The 13,815-nt window shown below is 53.7% G+C and carries 17 protein-coding genes; 13 read left to right on the forward strand and 4 right to left on the reverse strand.

Annotation, left to right across the window (positions count from 1 at the left end; all coding sequences use genetic code 11):
• Positions 1–168 precede the first annotated feature (168 nt).
• Entirely contained in the window at positions 169–1,461 is a 1,293-nt protein-coding gene (locus MYL53_RS02020; protein ID WP_247851695.1) for a cation:proton antiporter, read from the forward strand.
• A gap of 94 nt (positions 1,462–1,555) precedes the next feature.
• On the opposite strand, the gene MYL53_RS02025 is transcribed toward MYL53_RS02020, so the two are convergent.
• A complete protein-coding gene (locus MYL53_RS02025; RefSeq protein ID WP_247851696.1) occupies positions 1,556–2,062 on the reverse strand; it encodes a sodium:calcium antiporter in 507 nt (168 codons plus the stop codon).
• Between the two features lie 36 nt (positions 2,063–2,098).
• On the opposite strand from MYL53_RS02025, the gene MYL53_RS02030 reads away from it, so the two are divergent.
• On the forward strand, positions 2,099–2,386 hold the full coding sequence (locus MYL53_RS02030; protein WP_345740352.1) for a putative zinc-binding metallopeptidase: 288 nt from the start codon (positions 2,099–2,101) through the stop codon (positions 2,384–2,386).
• Positions 2,383–3,057: an SH3 domain-containing protein gene (locus tag MYL53_RS02035; protein ID WP_247851698.1), complete on the forward strand. Its 675-nt coding sequence runs from the start codon at positions 2,383–2,385 to the stop codon at positions 3,055–3,057. The genes MYL53_RS02030 and MYL53_RS02035 overlap by 4 nt, the downstream gene beginning before the upstream one ends.
• 11 nt (positions 3,058–3,068) lie before the next feature.
• Here the strand turns inward: MYL53_RS02035 and MYL53_RS02040 are convergent, their stop codons facing one another.
• Positions 3,069–3,515, reverse strand: a complete 447-nt coding sequence (locus tag MYL53_RS02040; RefSeq protein ID WP_247851699.1) for a DCC1-like thiol-disulfide oxidoreductase family protein — start codon at positions 3,513–3,515, stop codon at positions 3,069–3,071.
• A 446-nt stretch (positions 3,516–3,961) separates the two neighbouring features.
• On the opposite strand from MYL53_RS02040, the gene MYL53_RS02045 reads away from it, so the two are divergent.
• The 3 genes from MYL53_RS02045 (at position 3,962) to MYL53_RS02055 (ending at position 7,442) form a co-directional block, all read left to right on the forward strand.
• Positions 3,962–5,620 (forward strand): dihydroxyacetone kinase subunit DhaK, encoded by a 1,659-nt coding sequence (locus MYL53_RS02045; RefSeq protein ID WP_247851700.1) that lies wholly within the window; start codon positions 3,962–3,964, stop codon positions 5,618–5,620.
• Positions 5,621–5,794: 174 nt separating this feature from the next.
• Positions 5,795–6,766 (forward strand): 5'-nucleotidase, encoded by a 972-nt coding sequence (locus tag MYL53_RS02050; RefSeq protein WP_247851701.1) that lies wholly within the window; start codon positions 5,795–5,797, stop codon positions 6,764–6,766.
• Positions 6,767–6,980: 214 nt separating this feature from the next.
• Positions 6,981–7,442 carry a hypothetical protein gene (locus MYL53_RS02055; protein ID WP_247851703.1) on the forward strand — a complete coding sequence of 154 codons (462 nt, stop codon included), beginning with the start codon at positions 6,981–6,983 and terminating at the stop codon, positions 7,440–7,442.
• A gap of 34 nt (positions 7,443–7,476) precedes the next feature.
• On the opposite strand, the gene MYL53_RS02060 is transcribed toward MYL53_RS02055, so the two are convergent.
• Positions 7,477–7,614 carry a phage integrase N-terminal SAM-like domain-containing protein gene (locus tag MYL53_RS02060; RefSeq protein ID WP_247851704.1) on the reverse strand — a complete coding sequence of 46 codons (138 nt, stop codon included), beginning with the start codon at positions 7,612–7,614 and terminating at the stop codon, positions 7,477–7,479.
• A gap of 234 nt (positions 7,615–7,848) precedes the next feature.
• Between MYL53_RS02060 and MYL53_RS02065 the strand changes: the two genes are divergently transcribed.
• The 7 genes from MYL53_RS02065 to MYL53_RS17360 all read left to right on the forward strand — a co-directional run bounded on the left by MYL53_RS02065 (position 7,849) and on the right by MYL53_RS17360 (position 12,598).
• Positions 7,849–8,391: a hypothetical protein gene (locus MYL53_RS02065; protein WP_247851705.1), complete on the forward strand. Its 543-nt coding sequence runs from the start codon at positions 7,849–7,851 to the stop codon at positions 8,389–8,391.
• Between the two features lie 90 nt (positions 8,392–8,481).
• Positions 8,482–8,829 (forward strand): DUF3024 domain-containing protein, encoded by a 348-nt coding sequence (locus tag MYL53_RS02070; RefSeq protein WP_247851706.1) that lies wholly within the window; start codon positions 8,482–8,484, stop codon positions 8,827–8,829.
• 117 nt (positions 8,830–8,946) lie between these two features.
• Positions 8,947–9,957 carry a DUF4917 family protein gene (locus tag MYL53_RS02075; protein ID WP_247851708.1) on the forward strand — a complete coding sequence of 337 codons (1,011 nt, stop codon included), beginning with the start codon at positions 8,947–8,949 and terminating at the stop codon, positions 9,955–9,957.
• Between the two features lie 110 nt (positions 9,958–10,067).
• Positions 10,068–10,901, forward strand: a complete 834-nt coding sequence (locus MYL53_RS02080; RefSeq protein ID WP_247851710.1) for a KAP family P-loop NTPase fold protein — start codon at positions 10,068–10,070, stop codon at positions 10,899–10,901.
• A gap of 48 nt (positions 10,902–10,949) precedes the next feature.
• Positions 10,950–11,429, forward strand: coding sequence for a hypothetical protein (locus MYL53_RS02085; RefSeq protein ID WP_247851711.1), 480 nt, complete (start codon positions 10,950–10,952; stop codon positions 11,427–11,429).
• Positions 11,430–11,511: 82 nt separating this feature from the next.
• A complete protein-coding gene (locus MYL53_RS02090; protein WP_247851712.1) occupies positions 11,512–12,234 on the forward strand; it encodes a Shedu immune nuclease family protein in 723 nt (240 codons plus the stop codon).
• 10 nt (positions 12,235–12,244) lie between these two features.
• A complete protein-coding gene (locus tag MYL53_RS17360) occupies positions 12,245–12,598 on the forward strand; it encodes a Shedu anti-phage system protein SduA domain-containing protein (protein ID WP_425591733.1) in 354 nt (117 codons plus the stop codon).
• 62 nt (positions 12,599–12,660) lie between these two features.
• Here the strand turns inward: MYL53_RS17360 and MYL53_RS02095 are convergent, their stop codons facing one another.
• Complete coding sequence (locus MYL53_RS02095) at positions 12,661–13,713, reverse strand: IS481 family transposase (protein WP_247851713.1); 1,053 nt, start codon at positions 13,711–13,713, stop codon at positions 12,661–12,663.
• Between the last annotated feature and the right edge of the window lie 102 nt (positions 13,714–13,815).

Raw genomic sequence — 13,815 nt, forward strand, 5'->3', positions numbered from 1 at the left:
ATGCCGGAACCGTGCGAGTGAAGGCGGCATGATGATGCAGCCCCCGCAAGCTTGGAAATACGCATGGAGGCCGCCAGCAGAAGGAACTCACCTGAGCGGCTGGATGCCGCGCCTGAACGCCGTGGACATCTCCCGACCTCAGGCCGGGGAAGGGGCAATGAGACACCTATGACGACCGCGACCTGGTTCATACTGATTGGAACGCTGCTGCTGGTAGTGGGCTTTACCTTCTCCTATTTCAAGAAAGTGCCCGCGACCTCTGCCATTCTGTATCTGGTGATCGGCCTGATCTTCGGGCCGATGGGCTTTGAGCTGTTTCACTACAATCCATTGGAAGAATCGGCGTTACTGGAGTTTCTGACCGAGATAGCCGTACTGATTTCACTGTATTGCGCCGGCGTAAAAATGCCGGCACCGGTGACCATGAAGCGCTGGCGAAATCCCCTGCAGTTGGCGATCGTCTCGATGGCGATTACCGTCGGGCTGGTGGCGCTGTTCGGCTATTATTGGCTCGCTTTGCCTCTTGGGGCTGCCGTATTGCTGGGTGCCGTCGTCGCACCGACCGATCCAGTGCTGGCGACCGAAGTTCAGGTGCGCTATGCCGGTGATCCTGACCATCTACGTTTCGCACTGACCTGCGAGGCCGGAATGAATGACGGCAGCGCCTTCCCGTTCGTGATGCTCGGATTGGGCTTGCTGGGGCTGCACGATCTTGGCGATGCCGGTTGGCGGTGGTTGGTAGTGGATGTGTTCTGGGCCAGCGGTGCCGGCATCGGCATCGGCATTCTGGCAGGTTCTGGCGTGGGTTGGCTGGTCAGCAAGATCCGCACGACCTTTTGGGATACCGCCTTCCTGGAAAGCTTTCTCGGCCTGGGGCTGATAGCACTCGCCTATGGCGTCAGCCTGCTAGTGGATGCCTGGGGCTTTTTGGCCGTGTTCAGTGCCGCGGTGGCGCTGCGCCATACCGAACTGAAATTGGCCGGCTTGAAGCAAGAGTACTCGAAGCGTATCGAGACTCGCCCGGACGACGAGCCGAAGACCAGAGTGTACGTGCACGTGAGCGAAAGCTCCTTGGCCTTCAATGAACATCTCGAGCGGCTGGCAGAAATCGTGCTGGTGTTACTGATCGGCGGTTCGCTGTTCTGGGACTCATGGAGTTGGCGAGCCGTGGGTTTCGCGGCGTTTCTGTTTTTTGTCGCCCGCCCCGTCAGCGTGCACCTTGGCCTGCTCGGCAGCAGGGCCCCCATGCGCATGCGCCACCTCGTGGGCTGGTTTGGCGTCCGTGGCATTGGCTCGTTGTACTATCTCATGTATGCCATCCAACACGGGCTGCCAGAGGAGATAGCCCTGGAGTTGATACACTTGACCCTGGTGGTGGTGGCCTTGTCGATCGTGGTTCACGGGGTCAGCGTAAAGCCCACGATTGCCCGCTATTGGCGTGTGAGGAAGCCTCGGGAATAGCGAGATAATCCCAGCTGCGGGTCTCTCCCCGGTCACTCTTCGTCACCTCGGCGCCGCCGCTCTCCGGAGAGGTTGTCGATGGGGGCCACGCCCATCAGGCGCAGCAGGGCATTGCGACAGGCCTTGAGGCCGGGGTAGAGGCGGTGGCCTCGGCGTGAGACCGTTTACTCTGGTAAAGCAGAAAGGCGAGGTAGGCAACGAGGCCCGCCGCCAGCAGGGCACCATCCAGGCGGCTAAGCTGCCCATCCAGCATAAGCAGCAACAGGGCTGCCGAGAGGGTGACCATCAAGGGAATATCGAAGCGAATCAACTGCTGAGCGGCCACCAGCGGCGTCACCATGGCCGAGAGCCCGAGGATGAACAGGATGTTGAACAGGTTGCTGCCCACCACGTTACCCATGGCGATGCCCGCCTGGTCCGCGAACGCGGCCTTGATGCTGACCGCCAGCTCAGGCGAGCTGGTGCCGAACGCCACTACCGTCAGGCCGATGACCAACGGCGAGATACCGAGATGTGCCGCCAGCCGTGACGCGCCGCGAACCAGTATTTCGGCACCGACCAGCAGGAAGCAGAGTCCCGCCAGGAACGTGATGTAGCTCATCCCCTCCTCCCTAGTGGCTCAGTCATCTGCAGGATAATCGACACTTGCAATAATCACTGTCGCGCTGCCAATCGCTGCCAAGCACTGGACGAGCCCTACCGCACCATGATCGGCCATATGCATCATGAGATCGTACATATGCTCTGGTATCGGTTCAGCCCTCGAGACGATTTCCTCGATGTTTTCCGCGCCATTTTCGGCGACCATGGCCCTGTAGAGTCGATCTTGGACACGGTTCCTGGTGGGCAGGAAAACGACTCATGGCGAGAGAAGATACCAGTATGCTTCCCGCATCGACGATTTCGACACGGAGGTGGGCCATGATTTCCCGTAGAGTAGTGATGCCGCTGACGCTGAGCATGGCGCTGATGTTGCCTGCCTTGGCGAGCGCCAATGAGGCCAGTGGCGTGCCGGCCGCGCCCGAGGAGGGAGGGCCGCGCAACTGGCAGGTGGTGGACGTGTCCGGCAGACTGAACCTGCGAGCCGGGCCATCCGTGTCGGCACAAGTCGTCGCCCGCCTCGAGGCCGGCACCCTGCTCGATAACCTGGGGTGCCGGGCCGCAGAAGCGCGCGCCTGGTGCGATGTCCAACCGCTCGGCGGCGGCCCGCGGGGCTATGTGGCCGCCGACTATCTGACGCCTGCCATGTCGCCGGACGGCAGCGCGGCGACCGGGCCCGACGACTCCGCACTGCGGGCCGGGCAGGGCGACTTCGATGCCACCGGCTCCGTGCCCTGTGCCATGACGCCCAGCCAGCCGATGTCGCGCTGCGAATTCGGCGTCGCGCGCAGCGGCGGTGGCTACGCCACCGTCGTCATCGCCAAGCCCGATGGCCGGAGCCGGACGGTGTACTTCCGACTGGGCCGGGCCATCGGCGCCGGCACCAGCGAGGCCGACCCCGGCGAGTTCCGAGCGAGCCACGCGGGTGACCTCCATACGATCCGCGTCGGCGACGAGCGCTACGAGATTCCCGACGCCGTGGTGCTGGGCGGCTGAGACGCGTCCGCTCAGCGGCGCAGATTGTCGATGGGCGGAATGCGGCACAGGCGCAGCAGGGCGTTGCGGCAGGCCTTGAGCCAGGGGTAGAGGCGGGCGGCGCGCCGCGGGCTCGCGAACAGGCGGTACATCAGCCGGTTGAACACGCCGCTGCGCGTGCCGAGCAGGGTGAGGCGATGCAGGGCCTCGCTGCCGTGATACCAGCGTTCGCCGATCTGCAGCGCGAAGCCCTGATCCAGGTCGATGCCCTGGTCGCTGAGCTCGTGGCGCGCCTCGCTCTCCCGGCGCCCGTCGATCAGCTCCAGCTCCCCGACGTCGCGGCGGATGCGCTGCCAGCGCACGTAGCGCCGGCACATCGGGCAGTCGCCGTCGTAGACCAGCCGCAGTCGGCGGTCTGGCGCCTCGTCGCGCTCGGGCCCGTCGTGGCCGGATTCCTGATGGTCGTTCGATCCTGACATGCCGTGGCTCCCACCATGCGATGTGGCTTCCCAGCCTACTCGGGCCCCGAACCTCTGCAAACCCGCACGTTTCTGCGCCATTCGGCACAGTTCAAGCCGTGCCTTTTGCAGCCGATATCCCCTTCGAATAGGATCGGCTAATAAGGCCACTGAAGATGGCCACATAAAGGGACGCAGGGGGCTACCGCAGAGACGGCTGGAGTGTCGTCGCATCATGCAGGTCGGCAGGCGGTAGCGTGGCCGACCCAAAACGCTTCCTTCCGTTTTTCCCTCTCCCCAGGCGCCGATGAACCGCCTCGACGGCTGCCGTTGCCTTCCCCCGAATAAGCATGACCTTCCCGTCGGCGCCTGGACGCCGCCATTGCCTGGTAGCAGGATAGTTAGCGCCATATCAAGTTCATCCCGGCCGCATCGTACGGATCGCGCCGGCACCACCGGGGAGACCTATGGAACGCTTCTATAACGCGCTCGACCGCGTCGTCGACGACATCCTCCACGCCGCGGCGTCGACCGCCGATCTGCGCGTGGCCGAGCCGGAAAGCGGGCTGCGGATTCTGATCAGGGAAGACTGGGAGCGGGCAAAACACGGCTGCGAGCAGGTGGCCGTGCTCTCCGGCGGCGGGGCCGGGCACGAGCCCGCCCACGCCGGCTTCATCGGCCGGGGCATGCTGACCGGCGTGATCTCCGGCAGCCTGTTCGCCTCGCCCAGCGTCGAGCCGATCCTGGCGGCGATCCGCGAGGTGTGCGGCGAGGCCGGCTGCCTGCTGGTGGTGAAGAACTACACCGGCGACCGCCTGAACTTCGGCCTGGCGGCGGAGCGCGCCCGCGGCGAGGGGCTGAACGTCGAGATGGTGATCGTCGCCGACGACGTGGCCATCGCCGAGGCGCCGCAGTCGCGCGGCATCGCCGGCACGCTGCTGGTGCACAAGCTGGCCGGGTATCTGGCCGGCGAAGGAGTGCCGCTCGGCGAGATCCAGCGCCAGGCGCGCGACCTGTGCGAGCGCATGGGCTCGCTCGGCATGGCGCTGAAGCCCGCGGCGCAGCCCGGCCAGCCGGCGGCCTCCCGTTCGCCCGAGCTGGGCCTCGGCATTCACAACGAGACCGGTACTCGTGAGGTCGCCCCCGAGAGCGCCGACGACGCCATGCGCCTGGTGCTCGAGCCGCTGCGCGAGGCGCTCGCCGTCACCGATGCTGCGGCGCCGGATACCGCCTGGGTGGCCATGCTCAACAACCTCGGCAGCTGCTCGACCCAGGAGATGGGCGTGCTGGCCGAGAGCCTGCTGCGTCAGCTGGGTGAGGGCCGCGTCAGCCACCTGATCGGCCCCGCGCCGCTGATGACCTCGCTCGACATGCACGGCTTCTCCGTCACCCTGGTGCCCGGCACGCCGGAGCTGCTGGCCGCCCTCTCGGCGCCGACCAACGCCCCCGCCTGGCCGGGCGTTCGCGGCGTGCGACAGGCGCCCACCTTCACGCCGAACACGGCCCAGGGCCACGACGCCCTGATCGACGACGCCCCGCAGGACGCCGAGACCGCGGCGGCGCTGTGGCAAGTGATCGAGACGCTGCGCGACGCCCGCGAGGCGCTGGACGCCCTGGATGCCAGCAGCGGCGACGGCGACGCCGGGGCCAGCATGCAGAGCGGCGCCGACAGCCTGGCCCGCGCGCTGGATGCCCGGCAGCTGACCACCACCGCGCTGGCACCGCTGTTCACCGGCATCGGCCAGCTGCTGGCCCGCGACATGGGCGGCTCCAGCGGCGTGCTGCTGTCGATCCTGTTCACCGCCGCGGGCAGCGCCCTGGACCGCGGCGACGCCCCGGCGGACGCGCTCGCGGCAGGTGTGAACAAGATGCAGGAATACGGCGGCGCCAGGGCAGGGGACCGCACCATGCTCGACGCCCTGCTGCCGGCGATCGCATTGCTGCAGGCCGGTCACACCCTGGCCGACGCCTCTCAAGCGGCCCGCCAAGGCGCCGACGACACCGCCTCGCTCACCACCGCCAACGCCGGGCGCTCCGCCTACGTGCCGGAAAGCGCGCTCAAGGGCATCGTCGACCCCGGCGCCGAAGCCGTGGCGCGTGTCTTCGAGACGCTGGTGAGGGGGTAAACAAGCCTGCCTTCATCGGGGTTGCCAAATCTTGGGATATTGCCTTTTAAGCCCGTCCCGAGCTGACATAGGTTCGGGGCGTGCTTTTTACACACTATTTAAATGTTAATTCATAAGTATCTTAAGTTTTTTAGTGCTTGCCTGGTTTTTCTTGATTAAGATGAGGTGGTTGCTATGCCAGTTGACTTAAGTGAAACGCTTGTGGTGGGAATCTCGGCGACAGCTCTATTTGACTTGTCGGAAGCTGACAAGATGTTTAGAGAGAAAAACGACGTAGACCCAGATACTGCTATTGATGAGTATCGTACATATATGCTCGAACATGAAGATGAGCCCTTGGAAGATGGTACGGCAATTCCTTTGGTTCGTTCATTGCTCAACTTGAACTCTCACAAGAGCTCGGATGACAAGGCGCCAATTGTTGAAGTTGTGGTGATTTCAAGGAATAGTCCTGAAACAGGTTTTCGTGTATTAAATGAAATTCGCAGAAGAGAGCTGCCGATAACCAGATCGGCGTTTACAGCTGGCGAAGCAAGCTCGATTTATCTTGATGCTTTTTACGTTGATTTGTTTCTCACCACTAATGAGCAAGATGCTCAGGAAGTGATTGATAGCGGTGTATGTGCATCCGCTTTAGTTAAGAGGCCGCCGAGTTCATCAGAAGTCTTGAATGAAGACCAAGTTCGATTTGCTTTTGATGCAGATGCAGTGCTGTTTAGTGAAGACAGTGAGGTAGTTAACCAGACTGATGGGCTTGAGGAGTTTTGGCGAACCGAAAATGAAAAGCAGGATATTCCTTTACAAGAAGGGCCTTATGCTAATTTGTTGAAAAAGCTTTCTAAGGTGCAAGAGAGACTGCCTGGGCGCATTGAGTACTCCCCCGTTAAGTTAGCGATAATGACAGCTAGGAATAGCCCTGCCGAAATGAGGGTCATTAAAACTCTCAGAAGTTGGGATGTATATATAGATCAGGCGTTCTTTCTAGGCGGGCTAGAAAAAAGCAGGTTTTTGAAAGTGTTTAAGCCTCATATTTTCTTCGATGATCAGGATTCGCATCTGGATCCAGCCGCAGGGGAGGTTCCAAGCGCAAAGGTTCTTTATCCATCTAGTTCAGTATTGAAAAAGATTATGTTGGATAAGAAATAGTAGAGAGGAAGTGTGTGCCCCTTAATGTTTCGCGAGTGATTGGGTGAAGAAGTATGACGTGCTCAAGTTTTGATGTTGCTTGGCTTTATGGTTATTAGGGTTTTTAATGTAAAAGGTAATTGAGGGCTGCCCCCGATTATCTTTTTGAAAAATAGTAAGGGTTTTTGTGAATTTGTTGGATTCGATCAGAGAGACGTATGATGTCAAGAGTCTGATGTGCGCCTTCTTAGAGATAAAAAAGCGCTTGTCTGGTGAAGAGGTCGGGGTGGCTAATAGTTTGACCGATCCTGTTGGACAGTATGCGGAGTACTTGGTCCATCAGGTTTATGGCGGGGGGAGGACGCGCAATGGTACTGCTGGTCATGATCTGGTAGATAGGGCTGGGAGAAAGATTGAGGTTAAGGGGAGGGTGAAGAAGCATGATAACTACAAGCCAAAAACCTATATCAATGACTCAAATGTTGTTGCCAAAAACTTTGACTATTTAGTTTATATTGTGTTTGATGATGAGTTTGACGTTGAGTACGCTTTTGGTGTGAGTCTTAAAAACTTCAAGAAGGTGTTTTACAAGGTTGAACATAGAAATGGCTCTTTCAAGTGGGTTGTCAAAGTGAGGGAAGAGCTCTTGGGAAACCCTCTGATTGAAGATCTGACGAGTCACTTTATTGCTCAATAAGGCTGCGCGAATGATGTCTTCCCTAACTAGCCGGTCACTTGATATGGCTGAAGTGGGTTAAAAAGCGAATCCAGTAGCAGTAGATCTTCTCGGTTCGCAGGCTGTAGCGCTTGACTCGCAGGGTAGCCTTCACGCGATCCATCAGCTTACGCGGCTTGCTGTGCGTATCCATGAAAGCCCTCTCGATGCATGGATATGTATACAGTATTATTGCTGCCTGGAAAACGCGCAAGCGCGCGAATTTTGCATAAAAAGAGCCGAGCTTTTCTTAGCTTCCCATGGTATCAATGGGTTAGGTGAAAAATGACAGCTCGATAACAATGATGAACGTGCTGGCACGTTCATCATTGTTATCGAGAAATCCACCTAATCACTGTTACGCTCTCAATCTAAATAATGAGATTTTATGAAGTACGACAAAGTAATTGATCGAATCAAAAACGGGAGCATGAGTCGCGCCGATCTAGTCAAGCTGAAGTGGAACGCTGACGAAAAATATAGCAAGGGTGATTCTGAAGCGAAGTACGTTCTTGATGCGATAAGCAACGCTGCGCCAACCGACTCTTACATTCTTTTTATGGGGTTTTGCCCCGGAGCGGACTTCAATGAGCGCCTTGATACCGAATGGAAGGAAAAGGGAATCTGTAGATTCGATTATCACGAGAGTGAACATCAGGTAGAACGTTTCAACAGCATATGCAAAGGCGATCTTGTAGTCCTAAAGAAAAGAGAGCAGTTTGGTAAAACCATGAAGCTGTACGGGCATGGACGAGTGAATGGAATAGCCTATGACGAAGACCAAGTACGGTATCTCAAAATGGATTGGTCAACCCAAGAGGAAATTATCGAAGTGCCTTTGATGGGCTGCAATTCCACCGTCGATATTCGAACCATTGAAGCAGTAGAAGATGAAATGCCAGAAGAGTTCTACACATGGCTAAAAGCGTAACAAAGCGCTGTTGCCGGACTGCTTTTCCGCTGCCGCTACAAAGCAGCCGCAAAGCGCAGCGTTATGTGGGCGTTCCAATAGAGAATCCGTATGGCATTCAGTGAGTTTGAATCAAAGAAAATTGAGCGGGCCGCTTCAGAGTTTCTGGAAAATCGGAGGCCGCCAGTCGAGATCCGGCCCAAGTTAGATATAGACGTTCGGGTGTCTGGCCAAAGCGTGCAAATTGTCGAGATCCGCCCTCATTTCCGGGAGCCGTCCACGATCATTGAATCACCGGTAGCAAAAGCTACCTACGTGAAGAAAGCGCAGCGCTGGAAAATCTACTGGATGCGTAGCGATCTGAAGTGGCATTCGTACACGCCAGAACCTGAGTCACGATCCATCGAGGAATTCTTTGCTATCGTGAATGCCGATGAGAATGGCTGTTTCTTCGGGTAGCACATAACCAGGCGCTGTAGTTCGCGGCCTGTGGCCGCCGGACGCCCTTTTCATTGCGGCTTCGCGTCCATTGCAAGGTCGCCGCTAAGTTCAGCGTTATGTTTTCAGGAGAGTCGGTTGTTTGAACCTAGAATTCTAAACTTTGAAAAAGAGCTTAATAGAGCTGGTAAAAAGAATATTATCATTGGTAACGGTTTTGGTATTTCATTTGATCAAGCTTTTGGTTCAAAGTGCTTTAGCTGGAATAACTTGCTTGAGCTTTGTGAGATCGAAGAAGGTTCGCCTTTACATGCTCTACTTCAGGAGTGCAATCTAGACTTTGAGTTGGCTCATCAAAAATTGAACAGCGCTATAGATGTTTTTGTTAAATATGGTGAGCATGAGAATAAGTTTCGTTTCTACCAACAACAAGTAGATCTACTAAGAGAGCAGTTGGTTCTCGCTGTTTCAGCGTCGCACCCCAATAGTTTTGCAAATGCCACCCCTGAAATGGGTGCAAAAATCGAGAGTGGTCGTAGATTTTTGAGGCAATTCGATGAAATATACTCTTTAAACTACGACTTGTTGCTTTATTGGCTTCGGTGTTACAAAAAACCATACATAGGAGCTGACTCTTTCTGCAACTCAAATGAGCATGACGATCTTGTTTTTAATCCCGACAATAACTCCAATTTTCTATTTCCTCATGGTGCTTTGTTCCTAAACAGAAATGGCATCTCTGCTACGAAAGTAAGAAGCTCTCAATATGATCCGATTCTAGCTGTAGTAGAGAGGAATATTGAAAATGGTGTGTTCCCAATAACTGTTTCTGAAGGAACGGGGAGGCAAAAGCGAGAGGTAATAAGGGGGAATAAATACTTGAGCTACTGTTATGATCGGCTTCAAAAAGTAGAAGGAAGTGTTTTTACTTTTGGATGCTCATTTATGTGCGGTAAAGATGAGCACATAATCCAGCAATTACTACGAAGCCCAGCTGAAAAGATAGTAATTGGTGAATATGCTCCAGATAGAGCGAGGGTAATACAGCTACTCAATGAATTTGAACAAGTTCAAAAAAAGCAAGGGAATAGGCGACAAGTCCCAGTTTTTATTGCAGATACTTCCGACACTGGGGTATGGAAAACATAACAAGGCCTTAAATTCGGATTCGTAACAGTTGGCTCGTTTCCGCTTCGCTTCACATTATAGCCAACTGTTACTCACCACTTAAGGCGGCGTTATACGCAAAAGGAGCGAACGTGAGAATAGTTACACCACCGTTGATTGTTGAGGACGGAGACTCATTTACAAAAGACGCCTTGGATCGCAAGGGTTATGGCGAAGCATTGCGAAATTTAGTGGATAGCTCTAGCGATGCGCTGGTGCTCTCATTGGATGGTAAGTGGGGGGAAGGTAAGACCACGTTTGTTAAGATGTGGCAAGGTCTTTTATCTGAATCAAATATTCCGAATTTATATATTGATGCGTTTGCGAATGATCATGTGGATGATGCCTTTATTACTGTGGCAAGCGCAATCACGAATTACGCAGAAAAAAATATCATAAAAGACCATAGGGGGAAATTAACGGAACTAAAAGATAAATCTAAGGAAGTTGGTGGTCAGTTGTTATCTTGGTCGGCTAAGATTGGAGTAAAAGCAGCCACCCTTGGGATCATCAAAGACTCAGACATTGATGAGCTGAAAGATATAAAAGGCGATTTATCAAAAACCGCATCGGACTTGGTCGCGGGTTTTGTCGAGGAAAGAATCGCAGCACATTCAAACGATATTGAGCTTATTAAGTCTTTCAGAGCATTGTTGTCGGAGTTGCCGTCAAAACTTCAAAGCGAAGACAGCAAACCTATTGTAATTATTATAGATGAGCTGGATAGGTGCAAACCTACGTTTGCTGTAGATGTCGTTGAGAAGGTCAAGCATCTATTCTCAGTAGAGAATGTTGTATTCTTGTTGGTGATGAACAAAGCACAATTAGAGGAATCAATTAAAAGCGTGTACGGTCAAAATATCGATGCGCATACATACTTACAAAAATTCGTAAATATTGAAGCGAAGTTACCAAAGCATACCTGAGAGCGATATACCAACGATCTAAGCAAATACATAAAAAGGCTGCTTCAGTTGCATGAAATGCGAACATGGGGCGACGATAGAAATATAGTTGAATGTACTGAGCCTCTTGCAAACCATTTCAACTTGTCGCTAAGGCAGCTAGAAAAAGTGTTTACAAATCTAGCTGTGTTTTATGGGGCAAGCGCGGAGAACCACTTAAGGCTTGTTCCTATTGTAGTATTCCTGGCAGTCATCAAAGTCGTCGATCCTTCACTGTTTGATGAGTTGCTTCATGGAAGGGCAACATACGCCGATGTAATAGAAAAGTTGAAGTTGCATAATTTGAATGAAGAAAGTGAGAGCAACAGAAGGTTATATTGGTTGATGCAATGGGTAAGATATGGCTTGCTGAGCGAAAAAGAGTTTTCTGAACTTCCAGAGGAAGATGAAATAAAGAGATTTGGCCAGTCTCTATGGCAGTACAATGTTAGCCGAGAGAGGTTGATATCCATATTTTCTCAGCAGCTCAGTATGTTTGTTGTCAGATGAAAAGTCGTATAAAAAACCATCCAGCGGACGCGCCAAAGGCGTGCGCCGCTGATGGTTGGCGTTAAGTTCACAAGGAGTTAAAGTGAAAGTTTCCGATTTTGTATTTAGGTTCAATTCCGGCAGCTGGTCAGGAAGGGATGCCATTTGTCGTGTAAGAAATTTTGTTGGAAAAAATAATGATCTTATAGTCGTTTTGACTGATCTAGGTGATAAAAACCCAAGCTCCTCTGTTACAAACTCAGTGGAAACAATTCGAGAATGCTTGATTGAAAAAGGATTCATTCAAAAAGAAACACTGGTCGTAGAGCACTATGATAAAGAATTTATAGATGGAGGTAGCTTTGATTTGGTCGCTTTCGATAAATCAAACAACCCAAGCTGGAAATCAATTAATCTTGAGGATGCTTGCGATTTGCTTCTTGTTGAAACGTCAGAATTTTCAACTCCATCCCTAGAAATACCTCGAATTTATGATGAAATAGAAAAAATTCGCCACGAGATAGATCCTTACTTGGATGAGCCTTACTCTGAATCCTATGACGTTATAAATCGTAGGGAAGACATAATCAATCAACGCCTTCCTTTGGGTACCCTGCAGGCCGCGATAGACACGGGTGCTATCGAAACCGAACTCCAGAAATTGATCAAATCTGACTTATCCATTATCGGTGATTTCTATTCGCATCCTAGTGAGGAATATATTTGTTTTTCTGAGTTTCCTCTAGATGGCGGATTTGTTGATTTTGTCATGTTCTCTGGAAGGTCGAGAATGGATGTAAGTTTGATAGAAGTAAAAGGGGGGTGATTACAATCTTATTAATGGTAATCACTATGAAGATTTCTCGGCCAAAACAAACCAAGCAGTTCAGCAGATCAGAAAGCGGCTGGGATATATCACTAGAAACTATGAAGAGTTTCGTCAATTTGTTCATCAAACAAGAGAGTTTGTTGAATCAGGCGGTGAAAGGTTTAATTCATTTGTTGGCCCTAAAGGAAAGCTCGGCGTTGACCCAAATAAAGACATCAATCTTCACACCGTTGTTATCGGGGGGCGAAGCAAGGATGATCTTAATGAAAGTAAACTTAGGCATGAGTATGAAAGGGGTAACTCTCCATCTATAAGAGTTGAGTCTTGGGATAGCTGGATAAAGAAGTCTCGGAGAAAATGAACTTAACAAATCTGTACAGTGATGGTGTTCGCCTGACACATGCCCCAGTGGGCTCCCTATAGTTAAGCAGTGTTTTCTGCCGTTTTCCTGGGCTCCTTCTTCGTCCCCTTGGGGAGTCCTTTCTTGAAGACGGCATAGGGTGTCGCCCCCTTCATGTTGCGGCCCTGATGCGGCCGTTTCGTGTTGTAGATGACCAGATAATCGTCCAGGTCCTGCTGCATCTCTTCCACAGCCTCGTACCACTTGGTACGCCCCTGGATGCGGAAGTGCTCGTCCAGCAGAGTGCGGTGCAGCCGCTCGACGAAGCCGTTGCTCTGCGGTCGCCGAACCTTGGTGGTGCGGTGCTCGATCTCTTCGAGCTGAAGGAACAGCTCATACGGATGCTGATCCTTCCGGCCGCAGAACTCTCGGCCGTTGTCGCTGAGCACCGTTCTGACTTTGGCGTTGTGGGCCTCGAAGAAAGGCAGCACGTCGTTGTTGAGCACATGTACTGCCGTGATGGGCAGTTTACTGGTGTAGAGGCGACCCCAGGCGTAGCGGCTGAAGCAGTCGATGACGGACTGCAGATAGACCTTGCCGACCCCCTTGAGCCTTCCGACAAAGAAGGTATCGACGGCGACCAGTTCGCCGGTGTGGTGGACTTCGATATGCCGTTCACGGAACTCAGGGCTGAAGCGTTCTAAGTGGCGAACCTGATCTTCAGTCAACTCGATCTTCTGCTCGCGTGTGGCCTTCTCGAGCCGCAGGAGGCGCTCATGACGGGTCAGCAAATCATGGCGTCCCCAGACGCCTCTGACGCCCGTAGAGCTGACCTGAATGCCACGTAGCGCCAGTTCTTGCGCGACGCGAACCGGACCGTGGGTGGTGAAGGCCAGGCTGTGCTCGAGAATGGCCGTTTCGATCTCTTCGCTGACACGGTTGGGGTGTGGTCCCCGGGGCCCGGGAAGCTTGTCGATGAGCCCCTCGGAGCCGAAGGTTTGATAGTTGCGACGGATCTCATAGAACTGCTGCCGGGAGTAGCCCATGACCTTGCAGGCCTTGCTGATGTTCTGCAGATCCTTGGCCAGTTCTAGGAGACTGAGCTTGCGTCGTGCTACCTTTTCTTCGGTGGTCATAGTCGTTTCCTCATGGTGTTACAGCCGAGCGTCAGACACTCGTTCTATAACCCACGGGGGGCACTATGGCCACTTTGCTTTTCAGCGGCCGACTGTCAGGTA

Source organism: Halomonas getboli, assembly GCF_023094245.1.
Classification (GTDB): Bacteria; Pseudomonadota; Gammaproteobacteria; order Pseudomonadales; family Halomonadaceae; genus Halomonas; species Halomonas getboli.

Coding starts and splice junctions, on each gene's coding strand:
- MYL53_RS02060 (WP_247851704.1), bottom strand. CDS start 7,614: ATGGATACGCACAGCAAGCCGCGTAAGCTGATGGATCGCGTGAAGGCT.
- MYL53_RS02070 (WP_247851706.1), top strand. CDS start 8,482: ATGGCATTCAGTGAGTTTGAATCAAAGAAAATTGAGCGGGCCGCTTCA.
- MYL53_RS02050 (WP_247851701.1), top strand. CDS start 5,795: ATGCCAGTTGACTTAAGTGAAACGCTTGTGGTGGGAATCTCGGCGACA.
- MYL53_RS02040 (WP_247851699.1), bottom strand. CDS start 3,515: ATGTCAGGATCGAACGACCATCAGGAATCCGGCCACGACGGGCCCGAG.
- MYL53_RS02055 (WP_247851703.1), top strand. CDS start 6,981: ATGTGCGCCTTCTTAGAGATAAAAAAGCGCTTGTCTGGTGAAGAGGTC.
- MYL53_RS02065 (WP_247851705.1), top strand. CDS start 7,849: ATGAAGTACGACAAAGTAATTGATCGAATCAAAAACGGGAGCATGAGT.
- MYL53_RS02025 (WP_247851696.1), bottom strand. CDS start 2,062: ATGAGCTACATCACGTTCCTGGCGGGACTCTGCTTCCTGCTGGTCGGT.
- MYL53_RS02020 (WP_247851695.1), top strand. CDS start 169: ATGACGACCGCGACCTGGTTCATACTGATTGGAACGCTGCTGCTGGTA.
- MYL53_RS02095 (WP_247851713.1), bottom strand. CDS start 13,713: ATGACCACCGAAGAAAAGGTAGCACGACGCAAGCTCAGTCTCCTAGAA.
- MYL53_RS02045 (WP_247851700.1), top strand. CDS start 3,962: ATGGAACGCTTCTATAACGCGCTCGACCGCGTCGTCGACGACATCCTC.
- MYL53_RS02035 (WP_247851698.1), top strand. CDS start 2,383: ATGATTTCCCGTAGAGTAGTGATGCCGCTGACGCTGAGCATGGCGCTG.